This is a genomic window from Erwinia sp. INIA01, from assembly GCF_025947915.1.
Classification (GTDB): Bacteria; Pseudomonadota; Gammaproteobacteria; order Enterobacterales; family Enterobacteriaceae; genus Erwinia; species Erwinia coffeiphila.
The window spans coordinates 260,933-276,264 of record NZ_JAPDNC010000007.1 but is presented as its reverse complement, the minus strand read 5'-3'; the positions used below and the strand labels follow the sequence as shown (position 1 = coordinate 276,264).

The 15,332-nt window shown below is 56.0% G+C and carries 14 protein-coding genes and 4 tRNA genes; 10 read left to right on the top strand and 8 right to left on the bottom strand.

Translation table 11 applies throughout. From position 1 onward, the window contains the following. Positions 1–107 precede the first annotated feature (107 nt). Positions 108–183: transfer RNA gene (locus OMR58_RS14610), tRNA-Ile, on the bottom strand. 659 nt (positions 184–842) lie between these two features. Here OMR58_RS14610 and OMR58_RS14605 point away from each other — a divergent pair. The 4 genes from OMR58_RS14605 to OMR58_RS14590 all read left to right on the top strand — a co-directional run bounded on the left by OMR58_RS14605 (position 843) and on the right by OMR58_RS14590 (position 5,908). Next, positions 843–2,234 (top strand): MFS transporter, encoded by a 1,392-nt coding sequence (locus OMR58_RS14605; RefSeq protein WP_200562296.1) that lies wholly within the window; start codon positions 843–845, stop codon positions 2,232–2,234. A 24-nt stretch (positions 2,235–2,258) separates the two neighbouring features. Next, entirely contained in the window at positions 2,259–3,323 is a 1,065-nt protein-coding gene (locus OMR58_RS14600; RefSeq protein ID WP_264546280.1) for a LacI family DNA-binding transcriptional regulator, read from the top strand. Further along, positions 3,320–4,315, top strand: coding sequence for a nucleoside hydrolase (locus OMR58_RS14595; protein ID WP_200562294.1), 996 nt, complete (start codon positions 3,320–3,322; stop codon positions 4,313–4,315). Before OMR58_RS14600 ends, OMR58_RS14595 begins: the two co-directional genes overlap by 4 nt. Positions 4,316–4,672: 357 nt before the next feature. Then, entirely contained in the window at positions 4,673–5,908 is a 1,236-nt protein-coding gene (locus OMR58_RS14590) for an MFS transporter (protein ID WP_200562292.1), read from the top strand. Positions 5,909–5,939: 31 nt separating this feature from the next. On the opposite strand, the gene OMR58_RS14585 is transcribed toward OMR58_RS14590, so the two are convergent. Further along, the gene (locus OMR58_RS14585; protein ID WP_200562291.1) at positions 5,940–6,407 is read right to left on the bottom strand and encodes a YbaK/EbsC family protein; all 468 of its coding nucleotides are present in this window, start codon (positions 6,405–6,407) and stop codon (positions 5,940–5,942) included. Positions 6,408–6,419: 12 nt separating this feature from the next. Further along, the gene (locus tag OMR58_RS14580) at positions 6,420–7,538 is read right to left on the bottom strand and encodes a GGDEF domain-containing protein (RefSeq protein ID WP_264546279.1); all 1,119 of its coding nucleotides are present in this window, start codon (positions 7,536–7,538) and stop codon (positions 6,420–6,422) included. Between the two features lie 247 nt (positions 7,539–7,785). On the opposite strand from OMR58_RS14580, the gene OMR58_RS14575 reads away from it, so the two are divergent. After that, the gene (locus tag OMR58_RS14575) at positions 7,786–8,070 is read left to right on the top strand and encodes a DUF1435 domain-containing protein (RefSeq protein WP_105595803.1); all 285 of its coding nucleotides are present in this window, start codon (positions 7,786–7,788) and stop codon (positions 8,068–8,070) included. A 141-nt stretch (positions 8,071–8,211) separates the two neighbouring features. Here OMR58_RS14575 and OMR58_RS14570 read toward each other — a convergent pair. The 4 genes from OMR58_RS14570 to rsmC all read right to left on the bottom strand — a co-directional run bounded on the left by OMR58_RS14570 (position 8,212) and on the right by rsmC (position 9,751). Further along, positions 8,212–8,298: transfer RNA gene (locus OMR58_RS14570), tRNA-Leu, on the bottom strand. 35 nt (positions 8,299–8,333) lie between these two features. Further along, a tRNA-Leu gene (locus OMR58_RS14565) sits at positions 8,334–8,420 on the bottom strand. A 33-nt stretch (positions 8,421–8,453) separates the two neighbouring features. Next, a tRNA-Leu gene (locus OMR58_RS14560) sits at positions 8,454–8,540 on the bottom strand. Between the two features lie 176 nt (positions 8,541–8,716). After that, positions 8,717–9,751 (bottom strand): 16S rRNA (guanine(1207)-N(2))-methyltransferase RsmC, encoded by a 1,035-nt coding sequence (gene rsmC, locus OMR58_RS14555; protein ID WP_200562287.1) that lies wholly within the window; start codon positions 9,749–9,751, stop codon positions 8,717–8,719. Positions 9,752–9,855: 104 nt separating this feature from the next. Here rsmC and OMR58_RS14550 point away from each other — a divergent pair, with 104 nt between their 5' ends. The 3 genes from OMR58_RS14550 to yjjG are packed head-to-tail and all read left to right on the top strand — an operon-like array spanning position 9,856 to position 11,375. Then, the gene (locus OMR58_RS14550) at positions 9,856–10,278 is read left to right on the top strand and encodes a DNA polymerase III subunit psi (RefSeq protein WP_105595805.1); all 423 of its coding nucleotides are present in this window, start codon (positions 9,856–9,858) and stop codon (positions 10,276–10,278) included. Continuing rightward, on the top strand, positions 10,241–10,681 hold the full coding sequence (gene rimI, locus OMR58_RS14545) for a ribosomal protein S18-alanine N-acetyltransferase (protein WP_105595806.1): 441 nt from the start codon (positions 10,241–10,243) through the stop codon (positions 10,679–10,681). Before OMR58_RS14550 ends, rimI begins: the two co-directional genes overlap by 38 nt. A gap of 13 nt (positions 10,682–10,694) precedes the next feature. Then, positions 10,695–11,375, top strand: coding sequence for a pyrimidine 5'-nucleotidase (yjjG, locus tag OMR58_RS14540; RefSeq protein WP_200562285.1), 681 nt, complete (start codon positions 10,695–10,697; stop codon positions 11,373–11,375). Between the two features lie 421 nt (positions 11,376–11,796). On the opposite strand, the gene yghU is transcribed toward yjjG, so the two are convergent. Further along, positions 11,797–12,648, bottom strand: a complete 852-nt coding sequence (yghU, locus tag OMR58_RS14535) for a glutathione-dependent disulfide-bond oxidoreductase (RefSeq protein WP_105594822.1) — start codon at positions 12,646–12,648, stop codon at positions 11,797–11,799. 171 nt (positions 12,649–12,819) lie between these two features. Between yghU and OMR58_RS14530 the strand changes: the two genes are divergently transcribed. Beyond that, the gene (locus tag OMR58_RS14530) at positions 12,820–13,467 is read left to right on the top strand and encodes a DNA-3-methyladenine glycosylase I (protein ID WP_264546278.1); all 648 of its coding nucleotides are present in this window, start codon (positions 12,820–12,822) and stop codon (positions 13,465–13,467) included. A gap of 106 nt (positions 13,468–13,573) precedes the next feature. Continuing rightward, on the top strand, positions 13,574–15,163 hold the full coding sequence (gene prfC, locus OMR58_RS14525; RefSeq protein WP_264546277.1) for a peptide chain release factor 3: 1,590 nt from the start codon (positions 13,574–13,576) through the stop codon (positions 15,161–15,163). The last annotated feature ends 169 nt before the right edge of the window (positions 15,164–15,332 follow it).

The window sequence follows — 15,332 nt, the reverse complement described above, 5'->3', positions numbered from 1 at the left end:
AACCATTATCACAAAAACAACGCGACACTTTTGCGACACGATGATAACACTAAACAAAAAAGCCACTCGTTAGAGTGGCTTAATTATATGATTTCAAAGCTAAAATTTGGTGGCCCCTGCTGGGTTTGAACCAGCGACCAAGCGATTATGAGTCGCCTGCTCTAACCACTGAGCTAAGGGGCCTGAGGCGCAGGATTATAATGGAACTGCGCGCAGCGATCCAGCGTTTACCATTTGTATGTCTATTTTCCAGGCAAACTACGACAGCCCGGAACTGGTTGAATTACAGACAGTTTGAGCACGACGATAGAACGATCCCCCATGGCTGACCTGCGCAATGTGCTTCCATAAATCTTCCTGACCTTCATTTTTCTGCAATATTTTCCCGTTAAAAATCGGGCTGCACTATTCGGCTGGGTGGAAAACGTTGCGCATCTGCCGGGCTTTGGTGCGATAGAAAAAGTTGAATTTTTAACCTGTTTTATCCCCTTGATTTTGTTTGTAATTCCATTGGTTATTCGTGATGAATATCAAGATTAATTAATGAGTTAGTCCTGCTGCCTTGATTTATCTACACGCGTAGATAGAATGCGTGTTGTGTGAAAATTCACGGCGTGGGAAATCCGGCGGCCACGTGAAGGTCAATTTTGTTTCGCGTTACTTATATGACTGGTCGCTTTTGAACCGGCGAGCGCGGAACGAAAAACATGTTCCAACACCAGGGAACCCGTTACCGATCTTTGCTACAGGGCTTTATGTTTCTCTCCCCCGACCGTGTTTTTTCCTCATGCAGGAAGCTCACGGCAGGGGCCTTAAATGGATTTTCAAATCAGGATTTGTCTATGTCTCAACCTAATAGCGTTGCCAAACCCGACACGGTGCCACCTACCGCAGCGGCCGATGAACGTTTAACCACCGAAGAAGGGCGTAAGGATTTTTGGCGTGCGACCCTGTCTTGCTGGCTGGGTACAGCCATGGAGTACGCTGACTTTGCGCTGTACGGGTTGGCCGCCGGTATTATTTTCGGCGATGTCTTTTTCCCCGAAGCCAGTCCTGCGATGGCGCTGCTCTCCAGCTTCGCCACCTGGTCGGTTGGCTTTATTGCCCGCCCCATCGGCGCACTGTTCTTCGGCTGGCTGGGCGATCGCCGTGGCCGAAAAATCGTCATGGTCTCCACCATTATTCTGATGGGCGTTTCAACGACGCTAATCGGCCTGATCCCTTCTTATGCATCCATCGGACTGTGGGCACCCGCCTGTCTGGTGATCCTGCGCTTTACTCAGGGGTTCGGAGCCGGGGCGGAGCTTTCCGGCGGTACGGTGATGCTCGGTGAATATGCCCCGGCGCAGCGGCGTGGGCTGGTATCCTCAATTATTGCGCTCGGTTCCAACAGCGGCACGCTGGTCGCGTCGCTGGTGTGGCTGGCGGTGGTGCAGATGGATCAGCAGTCGCTACAGGAGTGGGGCTGGCGTATTCCTTTCCTGTGTAGTTCGCTGATTGCACTGGTGGCGCTGTGGATACGCCGCCATTTACGCGAAACGCCGGTGTTCGAACGTCAGAAACAGGCGCTACAGCAGCAGCGCTCGCAGGTGAAAAGCACATCGGCAGCCACCGACCGTCGTGGATTCTGGCAGCGCAGCCGTGCTTTTCTGGTGATGGTCGGCCTGCGAATTGGTGAAAACGGTCCCTCGTATCTGGCTCAGGGGTTTATCATCGGCTATGTGGTGAAGGTGCTGGCCGTAGATAAATCCGTGGCGACGACCGCCGTGTTTATTGCCTCGCTGCTTGGCTTCCTGATTATTCCACTGGCGGGCTGGCTGTCGGACCGCTTTGGCCGCCGGATTACCTATCGCTGCTTCTGCCTGCTACTGATCCTCTATGCCTTCCCGGCCTTTATGCTGCTGGATTCCCGCGAGCCTGCCGTGGTGATTGCCACTATCGTCACCGGAATGGGGCTGGCATCGCTGGGGATTTTTGGCGTACAGGCGGCGTGGGGAGTAGAGTTGTTCGGCGTGACGCATCGCTACACGAAAATGGCCACGGCGAAAGAGCTGGGATCGATTCTCTCCGGCGGTACGGCACCGCTGGTGGCTGCGGCGCTGCTCTCCTGGACCGGGCACTGGTGGCCGATTGCTACCTACTTCGCGGCGATGGCGGCGATTGGGCTGATGACAACGTTTGTTGCACCGGAAACGCGCGGGCGCGATCTTAACGATCCCGACGACGCAATTTAACGACAAAATAAGGATAGCGGCTGAATGGCAGTAAATAATCTGACGAAGTCGGCGGCCGCAATGCAAAACCCTCATCGAGCCACGCGTGCCGATGTTGCCAGAGAAGCCGGAACCTCAGTAGCGGTGGTCAGCTATGTGATCAATAACGGCCCGCGTCCGGTGGCGGCGACCACGCGCGAACGCGTTTTGGCGGCGATCAAGAAAACCGGCTATCGCCCCAATAATGTGGCGCGGGCGTTGGCCTCCGGCACCACCAAAACCTGGGGCCTGATCGTACCGAATATTGATAACGCCTTTATCGCTTCGCTGGCCCATGCGCTTCAGCAGGAGGCGCTGGCCAACGATATGGTGATGCTGTTAGGCGATTCGGGTGACAGCCGCAGGCGCGAGCTGCAGCTGATTAATAATATGCTCAGCCAGCAAGTCAGCGGGCTGTTTTATATCAGCGTGGATCGCCACCCTTATACCGATTTACTGCGGACCAGCGGCACGCCATTTGTGATGCTGGACAGTGTCGATCCGGCACTGCAGGTCAGCGTACTGCGGGTGGATGAGCGGGAGGCTTCCCGTCAGGTGACTGCTCACCTGTTAAGCCATGGCTACGACGAGGCGGGGATTATCTGCGGTCCGCTGGAGATGCTGAATACGCAGGAGCGCCTGCTCGGCTGGCGGGAGGCGCTGGCAGAGCACGGCGTGCAGGAGAATCCGCAGTGGATTTTTAGCACGCCCTACACCCGCGAAGGTGGCTATCTGGCGGCGAAAAAAATGTTACAGGGGGCGACGGTACCGCGTGCGCTGTTTGCTACCAACGAAGCGCAGGCAATTGGCTGTATCCGCGCGCTGAGCGAGCAGGGGCTGAAGGTACCGGAGGATGTGGCGCTGGTCTGTTTCAACGGCACGCAGCAGTCGGCCTATCACGTGCCTTCGCTGACCACCGTTCGGCAGCCGGTGGCCGAGATAGCCAAAGCGGCGATCGTCATGCTGGCAGAATGGAACGGTAAAGCCATGCTGCGCGAGTTTTCCCACCGGCTGGAGATTGGTGAATCCTGTGGCTGTCAGGCAGCCCCTTATTCCGATAGCGAGTTATGAAGAGATTAATTATTGACTGCGATCCCGGCAACGGGATTGCCGGAGCCAATGTAGACGACGGGCTGGCGATAGCACTGGCGCTGGCGGCTCCGTCGCTTTCACTGGAGCTGATCACAACGGTGGCGGGAAATACCCCCAGCGAGGTGGGATACAGCGTGGCGAAAGATTTGATGCAGCGTACCGGCAGGCCGGTGCCGGTGGTGAAAGGGGCCGACATGGCGCTGTATGAACCTGCCGGGCCGTGGCGCGAAGTGCTGGATCGTCGGGTGCACAGTAATCAACTGGGACATCTGTGGCAGGGGGTACGTCAGCCCGCCAGCTTTGAACCCACGCAGCAGGAAGCGGCGGATGCGATCGGCCAGCTGATTTGCGACAACCCGGGTGAAATTACCCTGGTGGCGATCGGTCCGTTGACCAACGTTGCGCTTGCACTCCAGCGCTATCCACAGATGGCGCAGGCGGTACAGGAGATTGCCATTATGGGCGGGGTGTTCGCGCTGGATGATTTTATTAAGGACACCAACTTCGGTATCGATCCAGAGGCGGCGCATCAGGTGCTGACCAGCGGCGCGAATATCACTCTGGTGCCGATGGACGTCACCAGCAAAACGATGATGACCCACGGCGATCTGGATCGTATTGCCCAGCTACCCGGGCCACTGGCCGAATTTGTCAGTGAAACACTGCGACCGTGGATTGATTACTCCATGCAGACCCGTCGCCTGCCTGGCTGCTGGATACACGATGCGCTGGTGGTCGCGTGGCTGATTAATCAGGATGTTGCCCGTGCGGCGGATTACTACGTCGATGTTGAACTCCGGCCGGGCATGACGCGCGGTAAATCCTGGCGCTACCGCCCGCCGCTGCGGCTGGATGTCGGGATTGACCAGCCCGAGGGGGGACTGATCCACGTGTTGCAGTCCGTGGATAACGATCTGCTGTTAGCGATGCTGGAGAAGTATCTGGCGATGACCCAACCTGTAATTCCCTGAATCGATGAAAGCGTGAGGCTGATGCAGCATGGTCTTTCGATTGCACAAGATCGAGGCCGATGCATCAGTATCCTCTGACTTTTATCGTGCAGGCCGGTACGCGCTATTTCCCTCCTTTGCCGGGAGCCTGGTGAATATGCACCGGTTTCCTCACTCGTTCAAAAGCGGCCTGGCACTACCTGATCTCGGCGCGGTTTTGGCCCTTACTCGATGATTACCTGCCTAATAATTACTCTTGCAACAAACTGAAACTTCCGCTTACACCCTGATGATAAGCCTGACAAAAGGGTTCCCTTGGGCTTGTTGTTCACATGCTATAAACAAATAAATAACAAATATCCCCTACAGGACATCCCCATGCTTAACTGGACTTCTACCCAGCGCAATGTGGCGTTCGCCAGCTTTGCCAGCTGGACGCTGGATGCGTTCGACTTCTTTATTCTGGTCTTTGTGCTGAGCGATATTGCCGCCAATTTCCACACCGAAATTTCCGATGTCTCGCTGGCAATCATGCTGACGCTGGCGGTCCGGCCGATTGGCGCGCTGCTGTTTGGCCGTCTGGCGGAAAAGTACGGGCGACGCCCGATCCTGATGACCAACATCATCATCTTCTCGCTGTTTGAGCTGCTTTCCGCCTGGTCACCGACGCTGGAGTGGTTCCTGATCTTCCGTGTGATCTACGGCATTGCGATGGGTGGCGTGTGGGGCGTGGCCTCTTCGCTGGCGATGGAAACCATTCCCGATCGCTCGCGCGGACTGATGTCCGGCGTGTTTCAGGCGGGCTATCCCTGCGGCTATCTGCTGGCGTCAATTATCTTCGGCCTGTGCTACAGCATGGTGGGATGGCGCGGGATGTTCCTGATTGGCGTGTTGCCGATCCTGCTGCTGCCGTTTATCTATTTCAAAGTACCGGAGTCGCCGGTATGGCTGGCCGCCCGTGAACGTAAGGAGAGCGCGGCGCTGATGCCGGTGCTGCGCAGCCACTGGAAGCTGTGTATCTATCTGGTGCTGCTGATGGCCTGCTTTAATTTCTTCAGCCACGGGACCCAGGATCTCTATCCTACCTTCCTGAAAGTGCAGCACGGCTTCGATCCGCACATCGTCAGCATCATCGCCATCTGCTATAACATTGCGGCAATGCTGGGCGGCATATTCTTCGGTTCGCTGTCGGAGAAAATCGGCCGCAAGAAGGCGATGATGATTGCGGCTTTCCTTGCGCTACCGGTGCTGCCGCTGTGGGCGTTTTCCAGCGGTTCGTGGATGATTGGCTGCGGGGCATTTCTGATGCAGTTTATGGTGCAGGGCGCGTGGGGCGTGGTGCCGACTTACTTGACCGAACTGGTTCCGGCCAATGCACGTGCGGTACTGCCGGGGTTTGTCTATCAGCTGGGGAATCTGATTGCGTCGGTGAATGCCACGCTGCAGTCAAAAATTGCCGAAGCGCACGGCAATAACTACGGGTTGGCGATGGCGATCGTTGCGGGAACGGTGGCCGTGCTGATCTGCCTGATTGTTGCCTTTGGGCGTGAAACCCAGGGCGTTAAAATTTCAGGTAGTGGGGTCCGGGGGCAGGGCGCAGCGGAAAATCGGTGAAGGGACGACAGCCCGGGCCGTCGTCGGTAAGTCATTCAGGCGGCTGGCAGACGTCGACCCATTCGGCGTCGGTCAGGGTGGCCATATACTCCGGTGCAATGCGCACCGCGCTGTGTATAGCGCCCGCCGCGGGCAGCACTTCCTGATAGTCACGTAGCGACACATCGCAGTAAACGGTGAGCGGGTTTTCCAGACCGAACGGGCAAACGCCGCCAACCGGATGGCCGGTCCAGCTCACCACTTCTTCGCCATTGAGCATGCGGGCTTTCGCCCCCAGGGCCTGCTTCAGCTTGCGGTTATCCAGCCGCGCATCGCCACGTGTGACGACCAGCACCACGCGATCTTTCACTTTCAGCGACAGCGTTTTGGCAATCTGCCCCGGTTCAACCTTGTGGGCACGCGCGGCCAGATCGACGGTGGCGGTGCTCTCTTCCAGTTCGATAATGGCGATTTCGGGCGCGCGCTCGGCAAAAAACTGCCGTACGGATTCCAGACTCATGTTAATTCTCCTTTATTTTCCGCCGGTAAAGACATTCTGGGGATCGGCGGCCTGTGGCTGGGTACTGTTCATCAGGTCCTGCCAGGACAGCAGCATATTGCGCCCCTGGTTCTTGGCCAGATACAGCGCGCGGTCAGCATTGGTCAGTGCGGTGTTAAAATCGTCGCCCTCCAGCGGGGCGATACCGGCGCTGAGGGTGACGTGGGTCGATACCTTGTCGTTAAAGCGGTGGGATATCTCCAGATTAACCACGTACTGACGAATGCGCTCCGCCAGCTGCATGGCGATAGTTTCATTGACATTAGTCAGCAGCACCAGAAACTCTTCGCCGCCAAAGCGGGTAACGACATCCCGCGAGCGCACCGCGTCACGAATGGCAGTAGAAACGCGTATTAACGCCTGATCGCCCATAGTGTGGTCGTAGTTGTCGTTGTAGGCCTTGAAATTGTCGATATCCAGCAGCAGGACAAAGTGGCTGCCCGAGTGTTTTTCAAGAATGCTTTGCAGGCGGTTATGCAGGCCCCGGCGGTTATATAAGCCGGTGAGCGGGTCCAGCATACTGAGATCGCTGTAGGACTCTTTTTCGGCATAAAGCTGGCTGAGCAGACGACGGGTGAAATTATCCAGCCGCCGCAGCATCAGATGATGAAGGGTGAAGCCGACCAGCGGCAGCGTAACGGTGAACAGCATTAACAGCGTATTGCGGCCGGCATCCAGGATCAGTACGGTTGCCGCGGTCGGTAGGGCGTGCAGGCAAAATGCCAGCAGATGATCCCCCAGTGCAATGGCGCTAATAAAGAAGACGCTGACCAGGGCAACCAACAGGTAATTATCGGCGATATAGAACTGATAATGATAGCGGGAGAATATATGCCACGCCCAAAGTAGGCCGGTAAATAAAGCCACACTATTCAGACGCTGTATTTGCGCCGCCGGATTTATTAGCAATCTTGCTAGCAATGCCACGCTGAATATCGCAATAAGTAACGTGGGGGCGCAGGCCGTGAGTGGCGTATGGCTGGTGGCGCGAAGCGACAAAAATAAAGCGGTAACAATATTTAAAAAAAGAAATAGCATCAACGACAGGCGACGCTTGCTGTTAAGCAATTCATCATAGATTTTAGTTTGCATTTTATATACTCGTGACTGCCCTGGAATATCAAAGCATGGCTCGCTGCAGACGACAGATGCTTATCAACTGGAATAGTTTAGAGCTGTTATTATTTGATTTTTCTGAATTGTGATCCGAGTCAATCTAACATTTATCAATCAGGCTGTCATCCGCCAGAATAAAGTTTCAACAATGTTGCTGCAAAGTGATAAAAAGTGTCATATGATATTGGTAATCATTATCATTTGAAATTGTGTGGACACAGCTATGGTAGCCGCAATGATCACTGCGTGTGGACTATGGGGGGTAAGCTGGATGATGGGTAAAAGACTCGATAGCGGTTGGGGCGTTCTGCTGCCCTGCACGGTTATGCCGCTGATGGCGATGATGGAACTGTCGTTCACCGAATGGCGGATGCTGATGGTCGTGGCGTTTCTGGCAACCGTGGTGATGCTGTTTCACAAGCGTCTGCGCCACTATATGCTGCTGCCGTCGTGTATTGCGCTGGTGGGCGGGCTTGCGGCGATTACCGTTAATTTCAGTACGCAATAAGCGGATAATCAGCACCATCAGGGACGATGGATATATCACTGCAAAGATTAAGTATTGCTGAGAATAAATGAATAAAACCGGGAGTGAATAAGAGGCTTCTGGGAATAACTGCTGGGATTTTTCAGAGAGAGGCAATCAACATGGTGCGAAGAGAGGGACTTGAACCCTCACGTCCGTAAGAACACTAACACCTGAAGCTAGCGCGTCTACCAATTCCGCCACCTTCGCGTCCTGTCGATTTTTCTTATTCACATCACCGCATTTGGTGCGAAGAGAGGGACTTGAACCCTCACGTCCGTAAGAACACTAACACCTGAAGCTAGCGCGTCTACCAATTCCGCCACCTTCGCGCAGATGCTGCGTAATATGAATAACATGGTTTTTGGTGCGAAGAGAGGGACTTGAACCCTCACGTCCGTTAAGACACTAACACCTGAAGCTAGCGCGTCTACCAATTCCGCCACCTTCGCATACCCGCAAGACAACAACGTTGTATCGCAACCACGGAGGCGCATTCTAGAGATTTTACCAGGTACGTCAACAGTTATTTTTTATTGCTGGATCAATCGCATGAAAAAACAGCGAATGAGAGGTTTTTGGCGGTTTTAAGGTGCTTTCAGGGGACCCTACGGCCCCCTGGTGGCTATTAACGTGATGCTTTCGGCGCGCGGCCTTTAACGGCGCGATATACCTTGAAGCGGCCGTTCTGCAACAGCACTTCATGGCTGCCGAAGGTTTCATCCAGCACCTGCGGATACGGCAGGAAGGCGTTAGCCACAATGCGCAGCTCGCCGCCGGTGTTCAGATGAGTGACCGCACCGCGGATCAGCGTCTGTGCCGCATCCAGGCTGGTCTGCATGCCGTCGTGGAACGGTGGATTGGAAATAATCAGATCGAAGCGCCCGCTAATGCCGGAATAAACGTTACCGGCAACCACGGTGCCTTCCAGGCCGTTGGCGGCCAGCGTGGCTTCACTGGCAGCCACGGCGCTGGCGCTGGCATCGGTCAGCGTCAGTCGAACTTTAGGAGAGTGGCTGGCCAGCATGGCGGACAGCACGCCTGCGCCGCAGCCTACATCCAGCACTTTGCCTTTGGTGTGTGGCGTCAGCGTGGAGAGTAGCAGCTGGCTACCGACATCCAGTCCATCGCGGCTGAATACGCCCGGCAGGGTTTTGATGGTCAGATCGCCCAGTGCATAATCTTCCCAGTAACCGTCGGCATCAAACGTTGGCTGCTGCTCCAGGCGGCCGTGGTATAAACCACAGCGGCGAGCGCTGTCGATTTTTTCCAGTTTGGTCCAGTTTTCCAGCATCGGTTCCGCGCTGCGCACGCCGCTGCGGTTTTCACCAATCACAAAGATGTCGCTGCCAACCGGCAGCAGGGCCAGCAGGTTTTGCAGCTGGAACTGGGCTTCCGGCTTGTTTTTCGGCCAGTAGTACACCAGGGTGTCGCAGCCCTCGGCGATCTCTGCCGTAGCCACCAGACCGAAAAGAACGTTTTCACCCATCGCACGGTTCAGGATCTGCCAGTGATGATATTGCTGGGTATGCGCCCGGCTCTGTGCGGTTTCCAGCTGTGCGGGCAGGTCATCCTGCAGATCGCCAGCAAACAGCACGCGGCGTTGGGAAAATTCATCACTGTGGCGCAGTATCACTTCACTGGCCGGGGTAAATGCGGACATCGGTCACTCCTTAAAAATCAGAGCGGCGATTATAGTTGTTTGTTGGCGCAGTTTCGAAGGCTTTGTTACCCTATGCCGGTTACACGGGCAGCCAGACAGGAAAAATGATGTCTTCCAGACGCGACTGGTTATTACAGCAAATGGGTATTACGCAGTATACGCTGCGGCGTCCGCGTGCCCTGCAGGGAGAGATTGCGGTGACCTTACCCGCAGAAACCCGGCTGGTAATTATTGCCGAGGTGCTACCCGCTATGCAGGACCCGCTGGTCGCGGATGTGCTGCGTGCGCTGGAACTGCGCGAACCGCAGGTGCAGATGCTTACGCCTGAACAGCTGGCGATGCTGCCGGATGACACCCGCTGCCATAGCTGGTGCTTAGGATTAGATGCTCCGGGCACGCTTGCCGGAACCCACCTTGTTTCGCCGGTGCTGGCGGAGCTTTATCACAATGCCGGTGCCAAACGGGCGCTATGGCAGCAGATTTGCCAACATGAATCAGATTTCTTTACTCACCACGCACGATCTTGATGCCGCGTTTGCTATTGAGCAGCGCAGTCACGCTTTTCCCTGGTCGGAAAAAACCTTTGCCAGCAATCAGGGCGAACGCTATCTGAACTTCCGTCTGGAAGTGGATGGCGTACTGGCCGCGTTCGCTATCACGCAGGTGGTGCTGGACGAAGCCACGCTGTTTAATCTGGCCGTCGATCCGGCATTCCAGCGCCGTGGCCTTGGCCGTGAGCTGTTGCAGCACCTGATCGCCGAGCTGGAGCAGCGCGGTATTCTGACCCTCTGGCTGGAGGTTCGCGCCTCTAACCGGCCGGCTATCGCGCTGTACGAGCAGCTGGATTTCAATGAGGTGTCGATCCGACGCAACTACTACCCGACCGCAGACGGCAAAGAAGATGCCGTGATTATGGCCTTAACGATTTAACCGGGAATGACCGATGCTTACCCAATGGGACTGGATTTTATTTGACGCTGACGACACGCTGTTTCACTTCGATGCTTTTGCCGGATTACAGCGGCTTTTTGAGCGATACGACGTGCAGTTCAGCCATGCTGATTTCGATGATTATCAGGCGATTAACAAGCCGTTGTGGGTGGATTATCAGAATGGCGTCATTAGCGCCCTGCAGTTGCAGCATCAGCGTTTCCAGGGCTGGGCGGATCGTTTGCAGGTGACGCCGCACGATCTGAATAGCGGTTTTCTGACCGCCATGGCTGAGATTTGCCTGCCGCTGGAGGGGGCAACGGATCTGCTTAATGCGCTGAAGGGCCGGGTGAAAATGGGCATCATCACCAACGGTTTTACCGCGCTTCAGCAGGCGCGGCTGGAGCGCACCGGCTTCCTCGGCTATTTCGATCTGCTGGTGATTTCCGAGCAAGTGGGCCACGCTAAGCCGCACCCGGCGATTTTTGATTATGCGCTGTCGCAGATGGGTAATCCGCCGCGCGATCGGGTGATGATGGTGGGGGATAATCCGGATTCGGATATTCTCGGCGGGATCAATGCCGGGATGGCGACCTGCTGGCTGAATGCTGACGGGCGCGCTCAGCCGGAGGGGATTCATCCGATGTGGCAGGTGGCGTCGTTGCGTGAGTTGCAGGATAAGTTATTGAGTTAAGGTTGGATTAAGACGCTTCAATTTCACCGCCTGGCGAATCGCGGGTAGATTAACGCGCTGCATGTTCTGCGCCTGGCGTATCGGGGCTGGCCGGAACGCAGACCCGCTGTCACATCCCTGTCCGCTCGGCCTCGCACCTCCCTGTGCTCGGACGGTCCGCTTATCCGGATACCCCCGATTGCCTGCATGCTTTGGTGTTGCTGCTGGAGGAACTGATTTCTTCTGGCCGCAACGCAATGATTTGAAAGGGGAACCGTTACGGGACAGGTTAGCCGGGTGTCTGCCGCAAGGATGCGGCAGCCAAGCCCCCAGGGAGGGGTTTACGGCGACCCGGCGATCTGCCCGTAACGGTAGCCCCATTCGCAGATCCCACCGCGACCTGCCCCGAAACGGTCACCCCGTTCACGGATCTCACCGCAACTTATAGCCCCAGCTTCGCAAAATCCGACGCATCATGGCGCTCGGCCAGCTGCTGATCCTCCGGACCCCAGGTACGATTCACAATCCGACCGCGCTTCACCGCCGGACGCTGCGCAATCTCGTCCGCCCAGCGCACCACGTTCTTGTACGACGCCGCATCCAGGAACTCCGCCGCCTCATACATCAGACCCTGCACCAGCGTGCCGTACCACGGCCAGATCGCGATATCAGCAATGCTGTACTCGTCACCCGCGATATAACGATGCTCACCCAACTGTTTATCCAGCAGATCGAGCTGGCGCTTGGCTTCCATCGTAAAGCGATCGATGGCGTATTCGATCTTCACCGGCGCATAGTGATAGAAGTGGCCGAAACCACCGCCGACGTAAGGTGCCGCGCCCTGCAGCCAGAACAGCCAGTTCAGCGTCTCGGTGCGTCCGGCCGGATCTTTTGGCAGGAAATGGCCAAACTTCTCCGCCAGATAGACCAGAATGGCGCCGGACTCGAACACCCGGGTTGCCGGTGTGGTAGAGGTATCCAGCAGCGCCGGGATCTTGGAGTTCGGATTCACCGCAACAAAACCGGATGAGAACTGATCGCCTTCGCCAATACGGATCAGGTGCGCATCATACTCAGCACCCTGCTCGTTAAGAGCCAGCAGCTCTTCCAGCAGAATCGTCACTTTCTGGCCGTTAGGCGTACCCAGAGAGTACAATTGCAGAGGATGTTTACCGGTTGGCAGAGTGGCCTCGTGGCGTGCGCCCGCCGTCGGACGGTTGATGCTGCCCCAGGTGCCGCCCAGCGCCTTATTTTCGCTCCAGACTTTTGCTGGCTGATAGTCGTTGGTGCTCATAACGCGATATACCCTTGTTAAGAAGTGAATCGGCGGTGATGCCGCAGGTGAAGTAAAAATAGCGGACGGCCGCGCTAAAAGCCAAATGCCGCATTTTTCGCTGCTTAGATATAGCATTGCTAACCGGGTTGCGTTTATCCGCAACGAGCACCGTAATGGATTGAGGTGAAGATGAAACACGAACAGAACGATGCGCAGCATGAAACGGGCCTGATCGTTGATGCACAAGGCCGTACCTGCTGCTACTGGCAGCCGCAGATGCCCGATTACCACGACGGGGAATGGGGCAGGCCGGTCACTGACGATAGGCTGATTTTCGAAAAGGTCTGCCTGGAGGGTTTTCATTCCGGCATGTCGTGGCAGATGATCTACAACAAGCGGGAAAATTTCCGCCGGGCCTTTGCCGGATTTGACTTCGAAATCGTGGCGGGCTTTAACGAGGACGATATCGCCAGGCTGATGGCGGATAAAAGCATCGTCCGCAACCGGGCGAAGATTCTCGCGACTATCAACAATGCGCAGCGCGCGATTGAAATGGTAGCCGAAGCGGGTTCGCTGGCCGCCTGGTTCTGGCAGTTTGAACCAAAGCCGGAAGCGCGCCCGCAGACGGTCGATATCCATTACTGGCAGGGCAATAACACTTCGCCGGAAGCGGAAGCGATGTCGAAAGCGTTAAAAAAACGCGGCTGGCGTTGGGTTGGACCGGTAACCACTTACGCGCTGATGCAGGCGCTGGGGCTGGTGAATGACCACCTTCAGGGCTGCTGCGTGCGCGATATCTGCGAAGCAGAAAGAGGGCGGCTGAAACGGCCTGGTTGAGCAGCGGGGAGTCTTTCCGGCGATTAAGCGGCGTTCTGCATTGTTTCTGACGGCAGAATCGGCGAAAATGCCGGCCATTAACGATTAATTGGCTCAGAAGAACTTCATGTCTAATGCACCCTTTATGCAAGAGGTGGCCCGCCGCCGCACTTTTGCCATCATTTCCCACCCGGATGCCGGTAAAACCACCATCACTGAAAAAGTGTTGCTGTTCGGACAGGCGATCCAGACTGCCGGTACGGTAAAAGGCCGCGGCTCCAGCCAGCACGCGAAATCGGACTGGATGGAGATGGAAAAACAGCGTGGTATTTCGATCACCACCTCCGTGATGCAGTTCCCGTATCGCGAATGCCTGGTTAACCTGCTGGACACCCCGGGGCATGAAGACTTCTCGGAAGATACCTATCGTACCCTGACGGCGGTGGACTGCTGTCTGATGGTTATCGACGCCGCGAAAGGCGTTGAGGATCGTACCCGTAAGCTGATGGAAGTGACCCGTCTGCGCGATACGCCGATCCTGACCTTTATGAACAAGCTGGACCGTGATATCCGCGACCCGATGGAAGTCATGGACGAGGTGGAAAACGAGCTGAAAATTGCCTGCGCGCCTATCACCTGGCCTATTGGCTGCGGCAAGCTGTTTAAGGGCGTTTATCATCTGTACAAAGATGAAACCTATCTGTATCAGACCGGTAAAGGCCATACGATTCAGGAAGTTCGCATCGTCAAAGGTCTGAACAACCCGGATCTGGATGCCGCCATCGGTGAAGACCTGGCCGCGCAGCTGCGCGATGAGCTGGAGCTGGTGCAGGGCGCATCCCACGAGTTCGATCGTGAGGCCTTCCTTGAAGGCCAGCTGACGCCGGTCTTCTTCGGTACTGCGTTAGGTAACTTCGGCGTCGACCATATGCTGGATGGTCTGGTTGAGTGGGCACCATCACCGATGCCTCGTGAAACCGATCAGCGCACCGTCACCGCCGCCGACGAGAAATTCAGCGGTTTCGTGTTTAAGATTCAGGCCAACATGGACCCGAAACACCGTGACCGCGTGGCGTTTATGCGCGTAGTGTCCGGCAAATATGAAAAAGGCATGAAGCTGCGCCAGGTTCGCCTGGGCAAAGATGTGGTGATTGCCGACGCGCTGACCTTTATGGCCGGTGACCGCTCTCACGTGGAAGAAGCCTATCCGGGCGATATTATCGGCCTGCACAACCACGGCACGATTCAGATTGGTGACACCTTTACCCAGGGTGAGAACATGAAGTTCACCGGTATTCCGAACTTCGCGCCGGAGCTGTTCCGCCGTATTCGTCTGCGCGATCCGCTGAAGCAAAAGCAGCTGCTGAAAGGGCTTGTTCAGCTGTCGGAAGAGGGTGCCGTGCAGGTCTTCCGCCCGGTACACAACAACGACCTGATCGTGGGTGCGGTGGGTGTGCTGCAGTTTGACGTGGTGGTTGCGCGCCTGAAAAGCGAATACAACGTTGAAGCGATTTACGAATCGGTGAACGTCTCTACCGCCCGCTGGGTAGAGTGCAGCGACGTGAAGAAATTCGATGAATTCCAGCGTAAGAACGAGGTTAACCTCGCGCTCGACGGTGGTGATAATCTGACTTATATCGCGCCGACGATGGTCAACCTGAATATCACCCAGGAGCGCTATCCTGACGTGGTGTTCCGCAAAACCCGCGAGCACTAATCCCGGGATTTGCGCACCTGCTCGTTAGCAGGAAACCATCATAATGGGGGACGATCTGCACAGCAGGTCGTCCCCCTTTTTCGTTACAGACTACTCCTAAAACCCCGCTATTTTGCTGCTTTAGCCATCAATTCTTCCGTCTTATCCGGTGAAATCCTGATTCCTGACT